The following is a 23459-nucleotide window of genomic DNA, read 5'->3' as shown; positions in this document are numbered from 1 at the left end:
ACTTTACATCACTGTAATCCTGACTTCATCATTTAGCCCATCATCAAACTTGTTGGGCAAAAATGCCACTAAAACGCAAAATTCACCGAAAAAGTCCTAATTCCATTTATTGATAGGACTGGTTAGCTAATTTATTGACATAAAACTGCAAACAACCGGATTGTTTCATACTGATCAATCCTGATAAAATGCCTCGATGTTAACAACTCAACATCCCCAAAACAAAAAACTAGGATGGACTTTAGACCGACGAGATCCAAAGTTCATTTCAGCTATGATGCCTATTTTAGGCTTTATCTATAACTTCTATTTTCGTGTTCACACTAGCGGTTGGGAAAATATCCCCGACGAAAAAGTTCTATTTGTTGGGTCTCACAATGGTGGGTTAGCTTCTCCAGATACATCAATGATGCTATACGACTGGATACGTCGTTTTGGCCCAGAAAAACCCATTTATGGTTTGATGCACCCAAAAGTCTGGGAAGTTCTCCCCCAAGCGGCAGAATTAGCCATGAAAGGAGGTGCTGTTATAGCCCATCCGAAAATGGCTCATGCGGCTTTTAAAGCTGGCGCTAGTGTGTTAGTTTATCCAGGTGGTGCAGAAGATGTTTTTCGTCCCTACGCGATGCGGGACAAAATCTATTTTGCCCACAGACAAGGATTTATCAAACTAGCCTTGCGGGAAAATGTGCCTATTGTCCCGGCGATTTCTTGGGGAGCGCACGATACACTAATTATCCTGGCCGACTTATACAAAATTGTTCAACAACTGCACAAATGGGGGATGCCTTGGTTATTTGGAGTAGACCCTTTAGTCTTTCCAATTTATCTCGGACTACCTTGGGGCTTAGGTATTGGCCCTTTGCCTAATATCCCTTTGCCAGTACCCATGTACACCAGAGTTTGTCCACCTATTGTCTTTGAACGGTATGGACGGGAAGCAGCAAGCGATCGCTCCTATGTTAACGAATGCTATAAGTTAGTCCAGGCAAAAATGCAGCAAGAATTAGACAATTTAATTACAGAAATTTCTCAAACCCCAACTTAAAAACCGCAGTTCTACATCTACTCACTCTCAATGATTAGGAAAACATTTGTTCTGAAAAATTAGTGTAAATTTATACTATTTTTAATTTTCTTAGTCGTTATACTCATTCTTAAGGTTCTACCTGGGAATTGATGAAGTGGCCAAGCCACTTCATTTTTATTGCTTTTTGACAATTAATCATTCACCGACTCATCACGGCGCTTCTCACGATTATCTCTCATTTCTGTTTCTAGCGATCGCGCCAAATTCCAACTCTGCCACTTAATTGGTTTTTGTCTTTCTAGATGATTAATAAATTGCACAATAGATTGATCAGCTTGAATGGGAGTTTTCACTTCAAAACTCACCTTTGGTAACATTGTCTGGCTGTGACTGACGAAATAATAACTTACTTTCTTTAATAAGCACAATAAAACTTTATTTCCTATCCATCCCAGTATTCCATTGTGCTTCCTAACCATAAATAAAATTCTGCCTTCTGTTCTCCCCTCAGACAGCATCCGCGTCACAAACATCAAATGGAAATGGATAAAATTAGTTCCCAGGGAAACGATACTATTAGCACCAAACCAATAACAAATACTATAGATAATTGGACTTTTATAAAAACGTTGAATCAATCTTCCCCAACTGGAGATTTCCCAAATTTGTGTAATATTCTGAAAAATTATGGCATTGTAATTTAACTCTTGCTTCTCAAACAAAATTTTTAAAGGTAATTTCCGTACTGTATTCCAATGTTGAGTATCGATAGCGTTAATTAATAAACCATGGGGATGACAATTGCTCACAAATTTATTACCAATACTCACCTCATAATCTCGATTTTCCCATTCAGGAATAAACGGTAAAGGTTGTTGTGGACTCTCCCCAGTCCAAACCCAAATCAGGCCATATTGTTCAGCACTCGGCCAAGTTTTGGTTTTTAAAGCTGGTGGTTCCTCCGCGCAAGGAACATCAACACATATTCCTTCCTGATCAAATTTCCAGTGATGAAAAAAACAGCGTAATTCATTTCCTTCTACTCTGCCCTCAGCAAAATGAGCGCCCATATGGGGACAGTAAGCATCAAAAATCACTGCTCTTTTATCTTCACCACGATAAACAACTAGTTCTCTCCCCATAATTGTCACAGGTTTCACTTCACCAACCCGCAAATCTTGAGAAGGTATTACCCAATACCATCCTTCCACAAAACGCTCTGGATTATGAAAATTTTTGGGTTTACGATTCGAGTTAAAATTATCTGAGTTGACCTTCATTTGTAGGGTTTCACTAGTAGTGAATCGGCTGATCTAGACCTATCATGAACAACCCAGAAAAACAGTCATTTTCAGTACGAGAATCAGAAATATTCAATTTATAGCTATAGACAAGTCAATTAGCACATTCGCTAACACTAAAATCTAGACACAGGAAGGCTTTCTGTACTGTTACTTTTTATATCTGTAGAGACAAAGTATTTACTATGTTAAAAAATATAGTTTCTATGTAAATTGATTAAATTTTAGATGTAATTGCAGGGTGCGTTATAGCAACAACTAACGCACCAATCACAGGTTATTTAGAGCAGCATAATTTACACAGGTGGATAACCAGCCGCAACCAAAGCTTCCTTAATTGCTGTTTCTGAAACTTGAGTATCGATATTCACCAATTTGGTTTTTGGGTCAGCTTCCACATGAGCATTAGCATCCAAACTTTTCACTGCATTAGTAATATTGTTGGCGCAAGTAGAACAGGCCATACCGGGAACAGTAAGTTGAATAGTCATAGTTTTAACAAGCGGATGAACAACAAATTCAGATAAAACCTGAAACTATCTCTCCATTGCTGGAAATTCAGGAGATAGCCATTTGATAATAGCTGCAAGCTCAATACTTAGTTGTAGGTTAATAGCACTATTGACAAATTTTTCTGCCATCATGGCAGATTTTTACAAAATCATCCAAAATAATGCTGCTCTAGAATTAATAAGTATTGTTTTTATCAAGTGGTCGAAACTCCTTTGATATTCATCCTATAATCTCCATTTGAATGGAGAGTTACTTCCAATCTACAAAACTTTACAATAATTCCTTGCTAGCGATGAGAGTTGTATAAAGAGATAAATCTCTCATTCATCAACTCTTGAGCCATCGGGCATAATTGCACCTGTAAGATTTGCTCCATTGAGGTTTGCACCGTGAAGATTTGTCCCTCTGAGGTTAGCTCCACCTAAATTAGCCCCACCTAAATTAGCGCCTCGTAAATTAGTCCAACTTAAATCAGCTTCTATCAAGTTAGCTTCAGTCAAATTAGCCCTGAAAAGATATGCACCACCTAAATGAGCCTTTGCTAGATTTGCCTTATGCAAATTAGCTTTGTATAAATGAGCCTTCATCATTTCGGCTTCATATAAATTAGCTTCACTTAAATCAGCTCCGATGAAATTTGTTTCGATCAAGTTTGCAAAACTCAAGTTACTGCGAATGAGTTGGGCCGCTCCCAAGTCGGCATATTTTAAATATGCATCTCGTAAATCAGTACCAATTAAATTAGCATCCGTAATTACAGCACCCTGTAAATTACTCTCGCTCAAATCAGCACCAATTAAATTCGCTTTGCTCAAATCTGCATTGCTTAGGACTGCATGACTCAATTTAGCAAGACTGAAATTAACTCTACTTAAATTTGCCTCAATTAATTTAGTGTGGGAAAGGTTGGCACTGCTGAGATTTGCGTCCATCAAATTAGTTCGCACCAGCAAAGCATAACTTAAATCTACCTTGCTTAAATTTACCCCTTGGAGATTTGCCCCGCGGAGATTTTCCCCTTGCAGGTTAGCAGTGCTGAGGTCTAGTTCTACTTGGGGATTTTGCTTTCTCCATTCCACCCAAGTCACTGCACCTGCTTTGAGTAAAGCTAGATGGTCTAAGTTAGCCATTTCCTCTCCTTTATTCCTGACGCTTATTTTGGGGGTTTTCCCGACCAGGGACATTTTCAATAGCAGTTAAAGCCCCCGCTGCACCCGCCAAAATATCTCGTTCTTGCCCACCCAAATACAACCTGCCAAAACTACCTACAGCTTGTACTTCCAAGATATTAATTGCTGCGGCTTTTTCTGCTTCATTAGCAGCGAGTGCAGCGTAAGCAGCAGGTTCCACTTCCAAGACATACAGGGTTTGTCCTGCTAGTAATAACTGTCCTCTCCTAGTCCGGTTAATCAGTTGGGTCTGATAAGCATCAATATTGCGGATAATTTGGCTAGAAACCACACGAGGTTTAATACATTCCTCTTTTCTCACGCCTAATGTGGCTAAAATTGCTTGTCCAGCTGCTCTTGTCTCACCTTGAGAGCTAGAATGTACCTCTAATAGACCATAAAGTCGCTCAACTATTTGCACCCCAGGACGAACTGAAGCTGATTTTAAAGCCACATCGGTAATTCGATTAATTTCTATACCTGGAGAAATTTCAATCCATAGGGAAGTGTCCCCTGGTAATGGTAAGAAACCTTGGGCTACTGTTCCCATATACGCGGCGTGTTGAGGCTGTAGGTTGTCTAGAAATACGAAACTGCGTAGTTCTATGCCCAAGGTTGTGTTCTCCAGTCCTGACGGTAAAGTTTATATATCGCAATATATGAGTTTACCGTTAAATGTCACGTTAGGTTGATTTTGCTGGGGAGGAGAAGGGAAAGGTAAATAAGAATAAAAGGGCTTGGCTGAACCAAGCCTCTAGGTATCTTGGTGCTGAAGTAGACATCCCCGTTTAATCTATAGGAATGCGATCGCTATTTCATCTATCCATAGGCTGGAGTTACAACTTTAGAAGTATAAATAAACCAAGTTGGAGAAGCTTATTCAAAAGCATGGCCTATCAGTTACTCATCTATAATTAATACATATGTTCTGAATGAGCCGCTTCACCTGCTACGATAAAAATCCTCCGTAAGAATTTCCTCTCCCCCCTTATCAGCTGCCACTCATAGTCCTAAACTGAAGGTGAGAGTTGATGGCAGTCGGGAGACTATTTTGTGAAAAAAGTTTTAGCAATTATTTTGGGTGGTGGCGCAGGAACGCGCCTTTATCCGTTAACTAAACTCCGAGCAAAACCTGCTGTACCTGTAGCGGGTAAATACCGTTTAATTGATATCCCTGTCAGCAATTGTATTAATTCAGAAATCTTTAAAATCTACGTTCTCACACAGTTTAACTCTGCCTCTCTGAACCGTCATATTGCCCGTACCTACAATTTCAGTGGCTTTAGTGAAGGGTTTGTAGAAGTGCTAGCGGCACAGCAAACTCCTGAAAACCCCAACTGGTTCCAAGGCACGGCTGATGCGGTACGTCAGTATATATGGCTATTGGAAGAATGGGATGTAGATGAATTTCTAATTCTCTCAGGTGATCACCTGTATCGTATGGACTACCGGTTGTTTGTCCAACGTCACAGAGAAACTAATGCGGATATTACCCTGTCTGTAATTCCCATAGACGATCGCCGGGCCTCAGATTTTGGTTTAATGAAAATCGACGACTCAGGGCGAGTTGTAGCTTTTAGCGAAAAGCCCAAAGGCGAAGCTCTGCAACAAATGCGCGTTGATACTACTGTGTTGGGTTTGACGAAAGAACAAGCTCAATTACAGCCCTACATCGCCTCCATGGGGATTTATGTCTTTAAAAAAGATGTTTTGATCAAATTGTTGAAAGAATCTTTAGAACGCACTGATTTTGGAAAAGAAATTATCCCCGATGCCGCTAATAAATACAATGTTCAAGCCTACTTATTCGATGACTATTGGGAAGATATCGGTACCATCGAAGCCTTTTATGAAGCTAATTTAGCTCTGACTCAGCAACCACGTCCACCCTTTAGCTTCTATCACGAAGAAGCGCCTATTTATACCCGCCCTCGTTATTTACCACCATCCAAACTGTTGGACTGCCAAATCACAGAATCAATTATTGGCGAAGGCTGTATCCTGAAAAACTGCCGAATTCAACATTCTGTGTTGGGAGTGCGATCGCGGATTGAATCTGGCTGCATCATAGAAGAATCCCTACTCATGGGTGCAGATTTCTACCAAGCTGCCCTAGAATCCAAATCCAACGTTGATAAAGATGATATTCCCGTCGGCATTGGTTCTGACACCATTATTCGTCGTGCCATCATTGATAAAAATGCCCGCATTGGTCACGATGTGAAAATTATCAACAAAGATAATGTCCAAGAAGCAGAACGGGAAAATCAAGGCTTCTACATCCGTAGCGGTATCGTTGTCGTACTCAAAAACGCCGTTATCCCTGATGGCACAATCATCTAGTCGTTGGTAATTAGTAATTGGTAATTGGTGATTGGTAAAAACTATTAACTGTCACCTGTCACCTGTCACCTGTCACCTAATTCCTAATGACTAAACTACTTTTGCTAATTGGTCTTCCTGGTAGCGGTAAGTCAACATTGGCAAAACAATTACAAGCAACATGCCCCCAGATGCAACTCATTTCTACCGATGCCATCCGGGGGCAACTGTTTGGGTCGGAAGCCATACAGGGGCCGTGGCTGTTGATTTGGCAAGAAATACAGCGACAATTTCAACAAGCCATAGCCTCTAACCATAACGTCATTTTCGATGCTACCAACGCTCAACGTCAAAACCGCCGGGAGGTGATCACCTTAGTTAGAGATTGCGGTTTTCAGGAAATTACAGGCATCTGGGTGAGAACTCCTGTTTGGCTATGTTTAGCACGGAATAAACAGCGTAGTCGTCAAGTTCCAGAAGAGATTATTTTACGTATGTATCGCCAGTTGCGAGATGCTCCCCCCAGCTTACAAGAGGGACTAGACCAGCTGATTCACTTTCCCCATTTACGAGAGTTCGGGAATTGCGCTTTTGGCTTAAGCAAGAACCCCACTTGATTTTCTTGATAGTTTGTTAATTTAAATTCAGAATCTCTTGGCCTGGATCTATACCAGGTAAACCATAAATCTCATATCTTAGAAAAAAAGATCACGGAAATTTCTACAGGAGGCTGGTAGATGGCTGCAACAGACTTTAAAGACTATTATGCAATTTTAGGAATAAGCAAAACTGCCAGTCCAGAAGATATTAAACAAGCCTTCCGTAAACTAGCACGTAAGTATCATCCTGATGTTAACCCAGGCAACAAGCAAGCGGAAGCAAAATTTAAAGAAGTTAATGAAGCTTACGAAGTTTTGTCAGACCCAGACAAGCGCAAAAAATATGACCAGTTCGGTCAATATTGGAAACAAGTAGGAGAAGGCTTCCCTGGTGGTGCTGGCGTTGACATGGGTGGCTTTGACTTTAGTCAATACGGCAGTTTTGATGATTTTGTCAATGAATTATTAGGTCGTTTTGGTGGTGGTGCGCCTCGTGGTGGAAGACAGGGGTACTCCTATCGCACTTCCACTGGTAAACCTCCTGGTGGTTTTGGTGGATTTAATGATTATGGGTTTCAAGATTCTAGCAGTGTTGCAGGTCAAGATACAGAAGCTACTATCACCTTAACTTTTGCTGAGGCTTTTGCTGGGGTACAAAAACGCTTTAGTTTAGGTAACGAAACTCTAGATGTCCGCATTCCAGCAGGGTCAAAAACTGGTACTCGTTTACGGGTTCGGGGTAAAGGTCAATTTAATCCTATGACTCAACAACGAGGTGATTTGTATTTAAAAGTAGAACTACAACCCCATTCTTTCTTCCAAATCGAAGGTGATAACTTAGTCTGTGAAGTGCCCATCACACCCGATGAAGCCGCTTTAGGTGCTTCCATTGATGTACCTACCCCTGATGGCAGTGTGAATGTCAAATTACCTGCGGGAGTTCGTTCTGGTCAATCTCTGCGCTTGCGTGGTAAGGGTTGGCCTGTAGCTAAAGGTGGACGTGGAGACCAATTTGTAAAGGTGGCAATTGTCCCACCCAAAGACCTTAGTCAACAAGAACGGGAATATTATGAAAAACTCCGGGCTATCCGCACTTACAACCCCCGCAGTCATTTGCAACAAATTCGTTTTTAATCCTGTGTTATTAAAAATTTTGGAGTTAATTAGTAGTGAGTCGTTGGCAATTGCAAAATATTGATTATTCCTACTAATTAACTCTGATATGAAATTAGTTAAATTGAGCTAATAAAGTTTCTACACTAGCGTTATGGTCGAAAAAAGAAAATAAGTGACGATAGAGAAGCCGACCATTTTTATCTAAAGCAAATTGAGCAGGTAAAGGTGCTCCTAGAGATTGTCCTACTTGATATGTACGGAAGACTCGACAACTAGGATCGCTGAGTAATGGCATTTTTAAGCCTAAATCACTGACAACTTTTTGACTTTGTTGTTGGTCAGTGCTGGTAATTAGTAAAATTTCTATTCCCTGCTTGGTAAATTCTTCGTAATTTTCGTTGACAGCTTTGATGTGGGGATAGCAAAAAGGACAATAATGTTTTTCTGTAAAGATGCGTGTGAAGGCAAGTAAAACAGGTTGTTTGCCTCGATAATCTGAGAGTTTGAGGGTTTTGTTATTAGTAATATCTGGTAATTGAAAATCTGGTGTACCTACTCCTAATCTAAATTTATCTAGGGCAGGAATGGGTAAGAAATTACGGAAGAATCGCTCGTTAAATAAGTCAGAAAATTCTGTTGCAGTTAGCATAATCAATTAAACATTTAAAATGATTTACATAAAGGTAGGCAAGGGAACTGACTTACAGAATTTATCATAACAAGTTTATATATTTATAGCTATTGGTGCGTTATAGCCAAGCTCAACGCACCCTAAAATTGAAGTTATTGGTAATAGAATGACCCATTACCAATAACTTATTAATTACACGGCTGCGAAGTAAACTTTGGACTTCACAGGGTCGGGAACCATTGTCTTTTCTCCGGGTTGCCAACCTGCGGGGCAAACTTCGTCTGGGTGAGATTGGACGTATTGGATTGCTTGTAATGTCCGCAGGGTTTCATCAACGCTGCGACCGAAAGCGAGGTTGTTAATGGTAGCGTGTTGGATTACACCGTCTTTGTCAATGATGAACAAGCCACGCAAAGCGATGCCTGCGGCTGGGTCAAGAACGTTGTAAGCTGCGCTAATTTCTTTTTTGATGTCGGAAACGAGGGGATAGTTTAAGTCACCTACGCCACCAGATTTGCGGTCTGTTTGAATCCAAGCTAGGTGAGAGAATTCGCTGTCAACGGATACACCAAGCACTTCGGTGTTCAGTTTCTTGAATTCTTCGTAGCGATCGCTAAATGCTGTGATTTCTGTGGGACAAACGAATGTAAAGTCTAGGGGGTAGAAAAACAGTACAACGTACTTACCACGATAGTCAGAAAGCTTAATTGTCTTAAATTCCTGATCCACTACTGCTGTGGCTGTAAAATCGGGAGCCTGTTGACCAACGCGGAGGCTTCCTTCTGTTCCGTAAGTGACGGTCATTTACTTATGTCTCCTTTTATATCTACCTTTTAGCGTTGAATTTTGGGTTAGCTATAGACTTACCCATCCACGCTGTCACAGTTTGATTACGATCTGTTAACACTATATCATAGTCATAACGATTTTGACTAAATGATAAATTAATAATTAATTTCCATGGGCACTGGGTAAAATACTCTTGGCATCAGGGTGTGGTTGAAGTTAATGCAGACAATTGATACAAGAGAATGGCTACTAACTAATGGGTTAGGTTGTTTCGCTAGTGGTACAGTTGCTGATGTCCGTACCAGGACTTATCATGGTTGGTTTTTTGCGGCGACAAATCCACCATTAGGAAGGAAACTACTGCTTTCCCACTTAGAAGCAAGTTTAGAGTTGCCAGAAAAAGCGATCGCTTTAGGGACAAATATCTGGGGTAGTGGTCAAATTGAACCGACAGGTTATCAATATTTACAATCTTTTGAAAATGAGCCAGTTCCCAAATGGCTGTGGGGAGAAGATGATTGGCATTTAACTCGCCAATTGATCATGCCCTATGGTTGGCATCAGGTAGAGGGGGAAAACAACACTGATGCTCAAAGGTTATTAATTCAATATCGTTACGAAGGTCAAGAGTCAGCAATTTTAAGGCTGAGAATCCTCATAGGCGATCGCGATTTTCACCACCAACAACAAGGTAGTCTGAAATTACAGTTTTCCCAATTACTAGACCAGCAATATGTATGTTTCCAAAGCATTAATTCTGGTCAGTTTGGCACACCTTGGCATTTGCGGTGGACGCAGGGAGAATATCAAGCTGACCCTGTATGGTATTGGAATTATGGCTTACCAGAGGAAAGCAAACGGGGAGTAGGTGATCGGGAAGACCTTTATAGTCCTGGTTTTTTAACTGTGCATCTCCAACCAGGGGATACAGTAGTGCTAGAAGCGCAAGTAGGGTTACCAAACTCACATCACCAAAGTCTTACCCAGGAAAGTTTTGCACAAGCAGTTGTGACTGAACAAGAAAGACTAATTCACACTTTTAATCAAGAAGAAAACCACGAAGCAGCAAAATCTTCCATTTGGTATCAACTCCTCAAAGCAGGTGATCAATTTATTGTTTATCGTCCCTCCATTGGTGGGCCGACGGTAATTGCTGGCTATCACTGGTTTAATGATTGGGGTAGAGATACCTTGATTGCCTTACCAGGATTAGCCTTAGTCACTAAACGTTTTGACATTGCTAAAGGATTATTACGCACCTTTGGTCGTTACTGTCAGCATGGATTAATACCTAATGCCTTTCCTGATTTGGGTGGTGAACCTTTCTATAACAGCATTGATGCTGCTTTGTGGTGGATTGAAACTTTAGGTCTTTATTTAGAAGCTACTCAAGATTGGCAATTTTTAGCTGAACAATTTCCCACGGTGCAAAAGATTCATAAAGCTTTTGTAGGTGGAACCCGTTACCATATCCATGTTGATGCTATCGATGGATTAGTGACTTGGGATGCCCCTAGTGTGGCCTTGACTTGGATGGATGCAGTGATTAACGGCACACCTATTACACCCCGTCGTGGCAAGCCTGTGGAAATTAATGCCCTTTGGTATTCAGCTTTATGTTGGTTGAGTCAATGGGCAGAACGTTTAAGCCATCGGGATGGAGATAATTCTTCACGCTTTGCTAATCAAGCCCAACGCTATAGCCAGCAAGCCGAAAGGGTAAAGGCATCTTTGCAAAAGTTCTGGAATCCCCAATTGGGTTATTTATATGACTTAATTCAATTAGACGATCGCCGTGATGCCCAAATTCGTCCCAATGCAGTTTTGGCTTTATCTCTGCATCACTGCGCTTTTTCCCAACACCAAGGTCGGCAAGTTTTGGATTTAGCAACTACTGATTTACTTACTCCTTACGGTTTGCGTAGTCTTTCCCCCAAGGATGCCGAGTATGTGGGCATTTATGAAGGCAGTCCCCTGAAACGCGATCGCGCCTATCATCAAGGAACGGTGTGGAGTTGGTTAATTGGCCCCTATATACGTGCCTGGCAGAGATTTTATCCGGAAACACCATTACCTTTTGATTGGCAACCAATGTTAGACCATTTTCAACATAGTGCTGGTCTGGGTTCCATTTCTGAAATTTTTGATGGAGACCCACCCCATACAGCCAGAGGTGCGATCGCTCAAGCTTGGTCTGTTGCCGAGGTAATTCGACACATTCGCTAACTATGAGGACTCCTGTAAATCATTAACACTAAAAACATCATGAAAATGCTGATAATCTATGTAGCGATGTCCATCTGGCGTATGGTGAATAATATCTACAAATTGTTGGTTCCATAAAATATCATGAGGGCCATAACTGTAACGAGCATGAACCACTTGGGACACAGTTTCATCAATTCCACTCAAAGAAATGATTAATAAAGAATTAGTTTTAATTAAAGATTCTGTAGACATCCCATATAAAGGGCTAGATTCATCAATTACATGCCTAACTAGCCAAGTTAACATAAACTCAGGAGTTTGGGGACGAAGCAGACGTAAGTCGTAAATGCGGCGAAAAAAATTCCCTTCCACAGTCACTTCATCCCTAATCAAATAGGCCTTGATTTGCGCCTCTAAGATACTGTTGCGGCGTTGGTTAGCAGTACGAAACATCAATGTTTTCTTACCATCGTAGTTAGTCACTACGGCCACATTACTAAACATCACACGGGCTGTAGGACGGGAAAATCTAGCAAAAGCTAATCCTGTCATTAAAGCAATTCCCATCACACCAATCATGGCTTCAATGGTGACAATAATATGAGCATAAAAACTTTTTGGATACATCGCACCATAGCCAATTGATGCTAATGTTTGCACACTAAAGAAAAAGGCATCAAAAAAAGAACCTGGTGTAGCATTAGCAATACAATCTCCGCCTAGAACATAAGCCAAAGCAAAAACAGCATTAATAGCTAAATAACATAAACAAATCAGCAAAATAAAACCACTCCAAGAAACAGTCAGCAATAGATGATAGGGATCTCGCCAATAGGAATGCCATACACCCTGATTTGATATCTGCAACTTGCCATTGTCGATGTTGATTTGAATCTTGGGAATTAATAGTTTTTTTGTGTGGCGAGAAAGTCTCAGCAATCGAAATTTCATATAGGTGATCCAAAAAGGCAGCAAATGGTAGGATGAATAACGTTATACCATTTTGTATTTTCTCTTGGGAAATATTGAGCGAATTAGCTGTGAGTAATGCCATAGGTCTCAGCCTTGTGCATTGAAAACAAATATTGAATCAAAATCGGGGTTATTTGTTAATAATGAATCGTAATTTTTGGATTACAGCGTTAATTGCTTTTATTAACTCTCTCAGCGTGACAATTTTAATTCCCATTATTTATTTATATGGTAAAAAATTTGGGCTGAGTGACTTGCAAACCAGTTTATTATTTTCTATGTATGCCATCGCTCAGTTTTTTGCCACACCAGTTATTGGTAAATTATCTGATAGATTTGGACGCAAGCCGTTATTAATTATCAGTCTAGCGGGTACTGTAATCGCTAATTTGATTGCTGGTACGGCAACAACAGCTAGTTTGGTATTCTTGGGCAGATTTCTTGATGGTATCACTGGTGGAAATTTATCTGTGGCCCAGGCAATTATTTCTGATATTACTGGGCCTAAAGACCGCGCTCAAGCCTTTGGGATTTTTGGTGCGGCTATGGGTTTAGGGTTTGTGCTAGGCCCTGTAACCAGTTTATTAGCACAAAAAGTTTCCTTAGGTACTGCCTTTTTGGTTTCTGCTGCTGTAGCCTTAATCGCCCTAATTTTAACAGTTGTATTTTTACCGGAAACCTTACCCACTCCAGTTGCCCAAACAGGTAATATTTTTGATTTGGGTTTAGAAAATTTAGTTAAAGGCTTAACCAAACCAGGGGTAGGAATCTTATTATTAATCAACTTCTGTACAGGTACAACTTTTACAATGTTTACCTATGCGTTTCAACCTTACTTTATCAATGTTTTGCAGCAAAGTAGCGAATCCTTAACGCTACTATTTTTGGGATTTGGCACAATGGCAGTAATTATGCAAACCTGGGGTGTGTCTGTATTAAAAACCAAAATAAGTGTAGTAAAAATTATGTTTCTAGGGCTATTTTTCCGTAGCCTATCATTTGTGTTAATGCCGGTGATTCCCAATATTAGTTATTTTGTCATCATCAGTATATTGTTTTCTATCTTTAATTCCCTAGTCCAACCCATGATTAGTACATTACTATCATTAAATGCCCAACCTCAAGAACAGGGTATGGTCATGGGGTTAAATGCTTCTTATTTAAGTATTTCTAATGGTATTGGCCCTGTGATTGCTGGTGTTATAGTTCAACAATCTCATCCCATTACCTATGGCTATCCCTTATATTTAGCGGGAATTTTGACGTTTGCAGTTTTGTTTTGGGCTGTCAAAGCGCGGAATAATTATACACCTGAAGTTAAGTCCGTTTAATAGTTACATAACTCTTGACTAGTGGAGACAACTAATCTTGTTGCATCTCTCCACTAGTTTTACACAAATGTTTTGTAGCTTATATATAACCCTATGGACTCGGCTAGTTTATGAAAAAATCCCCACAAGTGCTTGCCACTAGGGGATATTTTCATATGGACAGATAAATATGCTGTTGCCAATGCTTCCACCTTAGCTGTGAGAACAACGATTAAACCATTCTTGATACCTTTGCCGTTGAGATTCGTTCTCCACAGCGATTATTACCTGAACTTGCTGACAGCCATGGTCTTGTTCGAGGGCGATCGCATTTAAAATTAAACTAGCAACCTTGGGAGAAATGAACTGACCACACACCAGTAAACCTTGGTGCAAATGCCCATTGTCTGGCAATTCTTTACTAATCAGCTGAATATCTTCTCTATCTCCAGTTTTTAAATCGATTTCTGCCAATTGTCTATGGGTAGGACTAATTTGTTCGACAATTAACCTTTCCCTTCGCACAGGAATCTCTATCATCTGGGTTGTAATTTGCTTACGAACAATTACCTCCCCGATTCTTTGCTTGGTATGATTAACAATTAATTTTTCCTCTAATAAAGGAATTATCTCTTCCTCTACCAATTCAGTGAACTTATTTCCCCCAGCTAAACCATCATCGATGAAAGGTAGATTTATTGCTGATTCTTGATGTATAGATTCTGACATGTTTTGCTTTAATTTATTTTTTAATAAAAAAATTTGCTATTTTTCTTCCTCTTGTATTGTCTCCCCCGAAGGGGGGACAGGAAGAGAATAAATGCTTGAAGAAATCAAAAAACAAGTACGATTCATGAAAAAACTACAATTCTTTATCTTTCATCCACTGGTAACCCAGACGCATCGACATCTAACTCTTCCCGTCGCACAGTTTCTTGTCTTTCCACTGTGTCTTTTTCAACTACTTTTTTAACTCTTACTTCTTCCCGAATAAACGCTTCTTTTCTCACCTCCGGCGTTTCTTCGTAGATTTCCATCCGTGCTACTTCTCCTTCTTGGAAGTTCGCTTCCCCAGGAGTCACAGTTCTGCCGGCATCAGTTGGTGTCATCCTTTCAATCACCACATGTTCCCTTTCCACTGGAACCGCTACCCTTGCAGTTTCACTTTCCACATGTTTACCAACTCCTACTTCCCCAACTTTCTGACGACGCTTATTCGCAATTAATCTTTCCTCATACAATCTCAAGGTTGGATTGTCTTGGTCATGTAAGCCAAACAAACCTGGTTCCTTGTCATAGGTATAGGTATCGCGGGTGTAGGTAGGTTGTGTAGAGGTAGTTCCTAGTGATGTTGATGATTCTAGGGGTGTTGCCGATTCTAAAGGTGCAGTTGTTTCTACAGGTCTATTGCGATAAACACCACGGACTCGCTCTTCATAGTCGTAATCTAGGGCTAAACGCTCGTTAAACTCAGGTAACTCCTCTGCTTGTTGTCTCGTTAAACCAATCACAGTCACGCGATCGCGATTATAATCAATCCGTGCGCGACCTATGGGTAATAATACTTTTTTCCCAAAAATCCAAAACCCCAAATCAACTACTAAATAACGAAAATGTCCATCATCATCAACCAAAACATCATGGACATTACCGATTTTTTCGTCAGTTCCTTCTGTATAAACTCCCAGACCCTTAATTTCTTGTCCATCAAAAGTGTCGCGGTATTGAGGATCAAAATCTGCTAGTTTGTAAAGTGACATAAGTTCTTATATTTTTCCAATAACTATTCACCACAACGGTAAGAAATATTTATGAATTTTTCCTCTCGCTGATGACCTAAATCAATAGATATAAGCTCTATTACTTAGGCAGTTTTTAACATAAAAATTTCCCCTAACTCTCCATCAGGAAGAACAAACACAGACTGCTTGTAAACTGCTGATAGGGCAGCGTGGTATTAGCCCTACTCCTGTTAGCGCAACGCAGCGTCAGCCCTACTCCTAACCTTCCCCACCCTGATAAGTGTTCATGGTGTACAATTATGTAACTTATCTCTAACAAGGTTTTGCTTGTTGCTATAGGGGGTTGCAAGTTGATCCCTAGCAGGGATTCAAGTTAAATCACTATGTACGACGAAGACGATCTCAGCCTACTTGATACCGAAGAGGAGCTAGAAAGCCCCCTAGATCAAATAGAGCCATTTTCTGCTGAATCAGAAATGGCCAAACCTGATCCAGAATTAATGCTGGAACTCTTGGAAAACCCTCAGCCCCAGCAACGGATGTTAGCTGCGCGTGCTTTCTGTGATATTGAAGATGAGCGGGCAGTACCCCATCTCATTCACCTTTTAACTGATAATTGTCCTTTAGTCAGAGTTAGTGCAGCTTACGCTATAGGCAGAAACCCCAGCCCAAAAGCAGTTGAGCCGTTAATTACTCAGTTGAACAAAGATTTCAATGGTTATGTACGAAAAGGTGTAGTTTGGGCCTTAGGAAACTGTCGCGATCGCCGTTCATTAGTTCCTTTAGCAGATGCCCTCAGAACAGATATTCCTGCTGTTCGTCTCTGGGCAGCTAGTGGTCTAGCACAGATGGCAGAAGTGGGCTACGAATCCGTGGTTGCAGCTATTCCACCCCTAATCGAGTCTTTGGTTCAAGATCCTATCGCTGCTGTGCGAAGTAATTGCGCTTGGGCAATAGGGCAACTCTGCAAAGAACTACCTTCTAATGTAGTTTATGCCACAGCCATTGATGCTCTGATTCAGGCTTTTGCAGAAGACAAAGATTTAGGTGTGAGAGAAGATGCAAAAGCATCATTATTGGGCGTAGGTGATCCCCGTGGTTTGCAACTCATTGAAACCCTGGAACTAGAAGGTTGGTTTTAATTTCGGCATTCAGCTATCAGCATTGGGCAACTCTGCTTACTGACGGCTGAGTGCTTATTTTTCTTCAACAACGGAATACCGCCTACCAACATCAAGATTAAATTAAAAAGATTCATTAAAAATTAACCATGATGATTTACGGTATTTTTAATTTTTAATCTCTGGTATTGCTGCCTATAAATATTTAAAGATTTTTATTTAAAAATCTTCCAGTTCATTTATTAACTAATATCATATCCGGGAAATTAGTTATGTTGACCACAGGCGTTACACACCTCCCTGCAAGGGTTGAGGGGATACAAAGTGCGGCTTTGGCGGAGTGGGGTGATTCCGGTTGAATGATAAGTAGCAAAAAAATAAAATAACTGTATTACTAAATACCTTTTTTTTCAGCAAAACAAAAAATTTATTTTGTCCTCATCAAAAAAAATGTGTTATCGTGGGAGGAAATTATCTATAAACAACAATTCATGTAATTTGTCGTGTGATTTTGTCAGTCAGTCAATCATTGGTGTGCAACATGATTAGAGCAAAATACTCTAGAAATACGTTGCAAGAAAGCCGTCATAACAGTCGGGGAAGCGCTTACCTGTTTGCACCGATGGTTAACTTCAATGTGATGGCAGAAGTTGGTGATACTCCACCTTAACTAAGCTTTTAATTATTCAATTAAATAAAGATTCAGCAAAGATTACATAGTGATGCTAGAGGTTAAGAATATTAGTGGTGATAAACAGCCTCAGCAATATATGTAATCTAGGTTTAGATATACCTGTTTGATAGATGATATTAGTTGTCAGCGACAAAGCTGATAAAAATTGAATTTGCATATTCATTAATTTCACATGTTTGAGGATCAGCATGTTTATCTTGGGTATGCAGTCAAAAATTAGATGCGCTACAACAAAAAGACAACTAATATCTATAAACTGACTATTGCCAATTCTTATCTTCAAAAAATATGACACTTGGTTAATGTGAAGTGGGCATATTTTTTATCAATGGTTGTAGTCAAAGAGTAACTATCAACAAAATATTCTGAATTGATTAACAATTTACTCCAGAAAATTGGCCGATGATTTCTATTGCATATTGATTATGCAAATAAATGCCAATGTTTTAGCCTGGTTCATCAACCATTTAGCTAATTAGTTGCTATGCAAACGGGGATGATTGAGTGAATTTATCCCCAACAAAACCAACCTGCAACACGCTCTATGAATTAGTTTGAGCAAAACAATCGATGCACTTAGAGAGTTAGATAGTATGTCCCATCAAAAGTATCAGCAGAAATTAAAGCGTTTGCAAGAATTGGTAATTACTACTTTCTTAGGAGATATTCCCACAATTGCCCTGGGGCCTAGATTACGAAGATTCATATATCGATACATTTTTAATCGGATTGGTCAGCAAGTTTATATCCAACATGGAGTGGAATTTATTGGCACTTCCTGTATTGAGTTAGATGATGGGGTAAACATCTTTAAACATGTCCGTTTGGATGGCAAGGGACATCCTCAAAATCGCATTTATATAGGTAAAAAGGTAGCTATAGAAAGACATGTAGATATTGGTTGTTTAGAAAATACGCAAGTATACATTGATGAAGAAACCTTTATTGGACCAAATGTTTCTCTTGCTGGACCAGGCAATATTTTTATTGGTAAACACTGTATGATTGCAGCAAATTCGGGTATATTTGCTAATAATCATCAGTTTAGTGATCATTTATCACTTATTAAAGACCAAGGAATTACTCGTCAGGGAATAGTCATCGAAGATAACTGTTGGTTGGGTCATGGCGTTACCGTTTTAGATGGTGTCACAATTGGCAAAGGTAGCGTCATTGGCGCAGGTGCAGTTGTTAGTAAAGATATACCTCCCTTTTCTGTGGCTGTAGGTGTACCAGCACGAGTGATTAAGCATCGACTTCCTCTAGAACAGATGGTCAAACCTAAGCCATCTTTATAGTCAGATGGTGAGTTTTTGGCGGGTATAAGGTCAGGTTGGGAACTCAGTTCCACTGAATGTAGTCCTCCAAAAAGGCACGAGATGTGGGTAAGATAAAGGAGCTATCTTTTTTGCGTAGCAAATACATCAGAGAAAAGCCTCTGTTTATTTATCTAACCCCTTGGAGTCCTTTCTATGCTGACTTTAAAAATCGCTGTTTATATAGTTGTTGCGTTCTTCGTTACCATTTTTGTGTTTGGGTTCTTGTCTAACGACCCTGCTCGTAACCCTGGTCGTCGGGATTTAGAGTAATCAGACAAATTATCCCCAACATCTGGAAGGCGGAAAACACAAAACGCCACGGACACAACCGTAAATATGATGATGCGGTGTCCTCCTCTTGGCGGTTTGCTAGAGGTAAGCAAAAGGCGAAAGTCGGAAGGCTATGTGTCATTCATCCTTCCGGCTAGTATTTTATGATCTGCCTGTTGATTAGCTTGATTGTGTTTGAGATATGCTCCATCCAGTTGCCCCTGCTGATCTACCTCCTATTGTTCAATCTGTAGAAGCTGTTGATGTGATGGCTTCTGCATCGCCGATTGATGTTGTGGCTGCACAAGTCCACCCTGTCAAGACAACAGCAGAGGTTGATAATCAGGGACGATTATCTCGTCTTCAGACCCATCAAAACCATGTAGAAGTTGCCCAACCGGAAGCATTTAGCCCAGAATTTTCACCTCTGAGTGTGGCTGAAGAAAAAGTAGGGATGATAGAAAAAACTGGGGTGGTAGACCAGGAACCATCAGTAAATAATCCAGTTGCTCCAGCTACACCTGAGCAAGTTACTCAAATTCAGCATTCATTATTAAAGTCACAAACTTTAGTTGAAAAATTAAAACAGTCAAAACAGCAAGATGCTGTGACTATGGAAAAGGTAGAAGGAAAAATTAATATTGTTAGTTCTAGTGGTGAGACTCCACAGGATTCTTTACCAGTTCAAAATATTATTGAATTTAAACCCCGTAGTCTTGATCAAAAATCTGCACCAGCAACGAATTTATTAGAATTTGCTCCGGCTCCAGCGATCGCTCCCAGCACTCCAGATTCTAGACCAAAACCAGGGGTAAGGGCCAGAATTGTGGAAGTAATTGCTGATCGCCAGGAATATGATGAACAAAGACGTATTGTCACTGCCCAAGGAAATGTGGTGGTACGGTTTGATGGGGCGGTAGTTGATGCTGACAGCTTGCAGGTTAATTTAGATAACTTAATTGCTGTGGGTGAAGGTAATGTTGCAGTCACCAGGGGTAATCAGGTACTGCGAGGACAACGTTTTACCTACAATTTCATCCAAGATAGTGGTGATTTGGTAAATGGTCGTGGGGAAATTTATATCCCTAGCAGTCAACAGGATTTTGCCTTTTTACCGACCGATGTCACAGCCGGTGGTGTTCCTAGTCGTCCCCCAAGCGATCGCATTCTTGCCAATCAACCCCTCACCAATGTTAGCAGTGGAGATGGAGTGGAGTTTACCATTGGTGGCCGTGCAGATGCTAGGAATATTCCCCCACCAAAAGATGGTGGAACAGTCAAGCGTCTCAGATTTGAAGCTCAAACAGTGGAGTTTTATCCACGGGGTTGGCAAGCTAAAGATGTACGCATTACCAATGACCCCTTTTCCCCACCAGAACTAGAATTAAGAGCCTCCCAAGTCACATTACAGCGCCAAGCACCGTTAATTGACAAAGTAACAACATCAGGTCAAAGGTTAGTCTTAGACCAAAGTACCTCTATCCCCATTCCCGTTGGTCAGCAGACTATTGACCGTCGAGAACGCCAAGTCGATCCAGCTATTGTCTCCTTTGGCTTTGATAACAGTAAACGTGGTGGTGTGTACCTAGAACGCAGTTTTGATGTCATTAACACTGAAGATGCTCGTTGGCAAATCATTCCCCAATTTTTGGTTCAGAAAATTGTGGAAGGGACAAACGATAGCACCGAAGATTTATTTGGCGTGAAAACTAAATTAAATGCTGTTCTTAGTTCTAAAAGTACAATCCAAGGAACAGGAGAGTTAACCAGCTTTAATTTAAATAAAGTAGAGGAGAATTTGCGGGCAAGTTTGCGGTTACGTCAAACTTTAGGAGAGGTTAATCCTCACACCTTAAATTTAGAATATAGTTATCGCGATCGCCTCTACAATGGCACCCTCGGTTTTCAAACAGTCCAAAGCAGTATAGGTGGTATCATCACTTCCCCGGTGATTCCCTTGGGAAACAGTGGAGTTAACCTGAGTTATCAAGGTGGTGCTCAATACATTGATGCTAATACCGACCGTCCCGACCTACTGGAGCCAAACCGTAAAAATGACCGGATTTCCCTTGGTCGTTTCCAAGGTAGTGTGGCCTTGAGTAGCGGCTTCACTTTATGGCAAGGTCAATCTTTACCAGCTACAGCTACGGAGGGTTTACGCTACACACCTAATCCTGTGATTCCCTACTTACAAGCGATCGCTGGTGTGACTGGTACTAGTAGTTATTACAGCAATGGGGATAATCAAAGTACCTTAATTGGCACTATCGGGTTAGTAGGGCAACTGGGAAATTTTTCTCGTTCCTATTTAGACTATACCGCCTTTAATATCACTTACTCCCAAGGCTTTAATAGTGGATTATCACCATTCTTATTTGACCGCTTTGTCGATAACAAAGTCCTGAGTGCTGGTCTTTCCCAACAGGTTTATGGCCCATTACGGTTGGGATTTCAAACTTCAATTAACCTCGATACCGGACAACAAAGTAGCACTGATTATATTGTCGAATATAGTCGCCGTACCTACGGTATCACCTTACGATATAACCCCATTCTCGAATTGGGTGGTTTTACAATCAGAATTAGTGACTTTAACTGGACAGGTGGCACAGATCCATTTTCCGATGGAGAAGTTAAGCCAGTGGTTGGTGGAGTGCGTCAGGAAAATTAATTGGGTTCAGAGGGTAAATATAATGGCAACTTGACTGTAAACGTAGTGCCTACACCTTCTTGACTCATCATCTCAATCACTCCACGATGGGCTTCCACACAGCGTTTGACAATCACTAATCCTAGCCCGTTGCCTTGAATTGATTTAACATTTGAGCCTCGATAAAACGAGTCAAATACTTGTGCCTGTTCTGTTTCTGGGATACCAATACCTTGGTCTTTTACTTGAAAAGTAACAAAACCTTCTGCTAAGTCACAGGAGAGATTAAATTCAATTCTGCCACCATGAGGAGAATATTTCAGAGCATTATTCAACAAGTTTCTTAACAGATAATGTAAAAGCCGCTCATCAACCGGAGCATCTGTCTGTTGACAATTAGAAGTAAAGATGATTTCGTGATGATGATGGTTGAGGGTTCTAAATTCTTCCACCAGTTCCCGGCAGAATTGCTCTAAATTGATGAACACAGGATTAAACATCAATTTACCTGCTTCTGCTCGACCCATAAACAACACATCTTCCAACAGCTTTTCCATGTACTGAACAGCACCGTAAATGCGCTTGAGATAAGTATTTCTTCTAGTGACTGTTAACTTAGTACCTTGAATATCTATTAGTTCTACGGCTGTTTGAATAACAGTTAAAGGATTACGAAATTCATGGGAAACGGTGGAAATAAATAGAGACTTGAGACGGTTGAGTTCTTGTTCCTTGTGTAAAGCTTCCTCTAAAAATTCTCTGTGTCGGCGTTCGCTGATATCCCAGAAGACAATCACCGCACCAATTAACTCATAACTTCCGCGCTTCAAGGGTGCGAAGTTATGGCCAATGGGGATTTTGCGACCACTTTTGTGAATTAGGGAAGTGAATTCTCCCAATTCTGGTGCTTCTTCTTGTTTAATCAGTTTAGTAAAGGGATTTTCGATATCTGTTTGTGTCACATCATCAAAAAGACGCAAAATGTCTGACACATTTTGCTCCAGTGCTTCTTCCTCTTGCCAACCTGTGAGTCTTTGGGCAGATGGATTGATAAAAGTAATCAATCCACGCTCATTGGTGGCAATGACTCCATCACTCATGGAATTTAAGACCGTGGCCAACTGGTTACGACTGTCCCGTAAAGCCCTCTCTAGTTTGTGTCTGGATAAAGCGATTTCAATAGCTATGCGTAAATCTTTAATTGTAAATGGTTTAATAATATACCCAAATGGTTGAGTCACTTGGGCCCGTTCTAAAGTATGATCATCACCATAAGCAGTAATAAAAATCACTGGAATATCCAACTGCTCACGAATGTAACCAGCGGCAGTAATGCCATCCATATCTCCTTTGAGGATGATATCCATTAGGACTAATTCTGGATGGGTTTCCAAGGCTTTAGCGATCGCTACTTCTCCAGACGAAGCCGTACCAGTCACCATATAACCTAATTGGCTGAGTTGACGAGTAATAGTTCTCGCCACAATCACTTCATCTTCTACTACTAAAATTTTATCTTGCCCCATTGGATGTTTATTGATACCCAGTTAATTGCGGAAATTGAATATTAAATATTGTTCCTTGATCCCGTTCTATTAGACATCTCCGAAAACAAGGAAACCCTTACCATGACTGCTTTGAAGAGGGGTAAAGGCTAAGTGCAAAGATACTCAAATTATACGCTAAAATCAGTGTTTGCAATG

General features: G+C 40.5%; 21 protein-coding genes. 11 read left to right on the top strand and 10 right to left on the bottom strand.

What is annotated here, in order from left to right; translation table 11 throughout:
* The first annotated feature begins 196 nt into the window (after positions 1–196).
* The gene (locus H6G73_RS17610; protein ID WP_190606832.1) at positions 197–1048 is read left to right on the top strand and encodes a lysophospholipid acyltransferase family protein; all 852 of its coding nucleotides are present in this window, start codon (positions 197–199) and stop codon (positions 1046–1048) included.
* Between the two features lie 173 nt (positions 1049–1221).
* Here H6G73_RS17610 and H6G73_RS17605 read toward each other — a convergent pair whose 3' ends face one another.
* The 4 genes from H6G73_RS17605 to H6G73_RS17590 all read right to left on the bottom strand — a co-directional run bounded on the left by H6G73_RS17605 (position 1222) and on the right by H6G73_RS17590 (position 4626).
* Complete coding sequence (locus H6G73_RS17605) at positions 1222–2310, bottom strand: aromatic ring-hydroxylating dioxygenase subunit alpha (RefSeq protein WP_190606830.1); 1089 nt, start codon at positions 2308–2310, stop codon at positions 1222–1224.
* Between the two features lie 317 nt (positions 2311–2627).
* The gene (locus H6G73_RS17600; protein ID WP_190606828.1) at positions 2628–2822 is read right to left on the bottom strand and encodes a heavy-metal-associated domain-containing protein; all 195 of its coding nucleotides are present in this window, start codon (positions 2820–2822) and stop codon (positions 2628–2630) included.
* A gap of 342 nt (positions 2823–3164) precedes the next feature.
* Positions 3165–3974 carry a pentapeptide repeat-containing protein gene (locus tag H6G73_RS17595; RefSeq protein WP_190606826.1) on the bottom strand — a complete coding sequence of 270 codons (810 nt, stop codon included), beginning with the start codon at positions 3972–3974 and terminating at the stop codon, positions 3165–3167.
* A gap of 10 nt (positions 3975–3984) precedes the next feature.
* The gene (locus H6G73_RS17590) at positions 3985–4626 is read right to left on the bottom strand and encodes a hypothetical protein (protein WP_190606824.1); all 642 of its coding nucleotides are present in this window, start codon (positions 4624–4626) and stop codon (positions 3985–3987) included.
* A gap of 440 nt (positions 4627–5066) precedes the next feature.
* Here H6G73_RS17590 and H6G73_RS17585 point away from each other — a divergent pair, with 440 nt between their 5' ends.
* The 3 genes from H6G73_RS17585 to H6G73_RS17575 all read left to right on the top strand — a co-directional run bounded on the left by H6G73_RS17585 (position 5067) and on the right by H6G73_RS17575 (position 8068).
* Complete coding sequence (locus H6G73_RS17585) at positions 5067–6356, top strand: glucose-1-phosphate adenylyltransferase (RefSeq protein ID WP_190606822.1); 1290 nt, start codon at positions 5067–5069, stop codon at positions 6354–6356.
* Between the two features lie 86 nt (positions 6357–6442).
* A complete protein-coding gene (locus H6G73_RS17580) occupies positions 6443–6952 on the top strand; it encodes an AAA family ATPase (protein ID WP_190606820.1) in 510 nt (169 codons plus the stop codon).
* A 120-nt stretch (positions 6953–7072) separates the two neighbouring features.
* Positions 7073–8068: a DnaJ C-terminal domain-containing protein gene (locus H6G73_RS17575; protein ID WP_190606819.1), complete on the top strand. Its 996-nt coding sequence runs from the start codon at positions 7073–7075 to the stop codon at positions 8066–8068.
* 94 nt (positions 8069–8162) lie between these two features.
* Here the strand turns inward: H6G73_RS17575 and H6G73_RS17570 are convergent, their stop codons facing one another.
* Together H6G73_RS17570 and H6G73_RS17565 are read right to left on the bottom strand one after the other, a co-directional pair.
* Entirely contained in the window at positions 8163–8699 is a 537-nt protein-coding gene (locus tag H6G73_RS17570; protein ID WP_190606817.1) for a peroxiredoxin family protein, read from the bottom strand.
* Positions 8700–8873: 174 nt separating this feature from the next.
* Complete coding sequence (locus H6G73_RS17565) at positions 8874–9485, bottom strand: peroxiredoxin (RefSeq protein ID WP_190606815.1); 612 nt, start codon at positions 9483–9485, stop codon at positions 8874–8876.
* A 204-nt stretch (positions 9486–9689) separates the two neighbouring features.
* Between H6G73_RS17565 and H6G73_RS17560 the strand changes: the two genes are divergently transcribed.
* Positions 9690–11696, top strand: coding sequence for an amylo-alpha-1,6-glucosidase (locus H6G73_RS17560; RefSeq protein ID WP_190606813.1), 2007 nt, complete (start codon positions 9690–9692; stop codon positions 11694–11696).
* Here H6G73_RS17560 and H6G73_RS17555 read toward each other — a convergent pair whose 3' ends face one another.
* Positions 11697–12629 (bottom strand): ion channel, encoded by a 933-nt coding sequence (locus tag H6G73_RS17555; protein ID WP_190606812.1) that lies wholly within the window; start codon positions 12627–12629, stop codon positions 11697–11699. It abuts the gene before it with no gap.
* Between the two features lie 164 nt (positions 12630–12793).
* Between H6G73_RS17555 and H6G73_RS17550 the strand changes: the two genes are divergently transcribed.
* Positions 12794–13981 carry an MFS transporter gene (locus H6G73_RS17550; RefSeq protein WP_190606810.1) on the top strand — a complete coding sequence of 396 codons (1188 nt, stop codon included), beginning with the start codon at positions 12794–12796 and terminating at the stop codon, positions 13979–13981.
* A gap of 192 nt (positions 13982–14173) precedes the next feature.
* Here the strand turns inward: H6G73_RS17550 and H6G73_RS17545 are convergent, their stop codons facing one another.
* Positions 14174–14689 carry a DUF2382 domain-containing protein gene (locus H6G73_RS17545; protein WP_190606808.1) on the bottom strand — a complete coding sequence of 172 codons (516 nt, stop codon included), beginning with the start codon at positions 14687–14689 and terminating at the stop codon, positions 14174–14176.
* A gap of 143 nt (positions 14690–14832) precedes the next feature.
* Positions 14833–15720, bottom strand: coding sequence for a DUF2382 domain-containing protein (locus tag H6G73_RS17540; protein WP_190606805.1), 888 nt, complete (start codon positions 15718–15720; stop codon positions 14833–14835).
* A gap of 365 nt (positions 15721–16085) precedes the next feature.
* Between H6G73_RS17540 and H6G73_RS17535 the strand changes: the two genes are divergently transcribed.
* From H6G73_RS17535 to H6G73_RS17520, 5 genes are all read left to right on the top strand, one after another.
* Positions 16086–16844, top strand: coding sequence for a HEAT repeat domain-containing protein (locus tag H6G73_RS17535; RefSeq protein ID WP_190606802.1), 759 nt, complete (start codon positions 16086–16088; stop codon positions 16842–16844).
* Between the two features lie 520 nt (positions 16845–17364).
* Entirely contained in the window at positions 17365–17493 is a 129-nt protein-coding gene (locus H6G73_RS24885) for a hypothetical protein (RefSeq protein WP_256443821.1), read from the top strand.
* Between the two features lie 617 nt (positions 17494–18110).
* Positions 18111–18815, top strand: coding sequence for an acyltransferase (locus H6G73_RS17530; RefSeq protein WP_190606800.1), 705 nt, complete (start codon positions 18111–18113; stop codon positions 18813–18815).
* A gap of 174 nt (positions 18816–18989) precedes the next feature.
* Positions 18990–19106: a photosystem II reaction center protein I gene (locus tag H6G73_RS17525; RefSeq protein ID WP_015114068.1), complete on the top strand. Its 117-nt coding sequence runs from the start codon at positions 18990–18992 to the stop codon at positions 19104–19106.
* Between the two features lie 202 nt (positions 19107–19308).
* On the top strand, positions 19309–21777 hold the full coding sequence (locus H6G73_RS17520; RefSeq protein WP_190606798.1) for a DUF3769 domain-containing protein: 2469 nt from the start codon (positions 19309–19311) through the stop codon (positions 21775–21777).
* Here H6G73_RS17520 and H6G73_RS17515 read toward each other — a convergent pair.
* On the bottom strand, positions 21774–23282 hold the full coding sequence (locus H6G73_RS17515; RefSeq protein WP_190606796.1) for a hybrid sensor histidine kinase/response regulator: 1509 nt from the start codon (positions 23280–23282) through the stop codon (positions 21774–21776). The two genes, H6G73_RS17520 and H6G73_RS17515, sit on opposite strands and share 4 nt — an antisense overlap.
* Between the last annotated feature and the right edge of the window lie 177 nt (positions 23283–23459).

The sequence above is a fragment of the Richelia sinica FACHB-800 genome, assembly GCF_014698825.1.
Lineage (GTDB): Bacteria > Cyanobacteriota > Cyanobacteriia > Cyanobacteriales > Nostocaceae > FACHB-800.
This window is presented reverse-complemented; position numbering and strand designations above follow the sequence as displayed.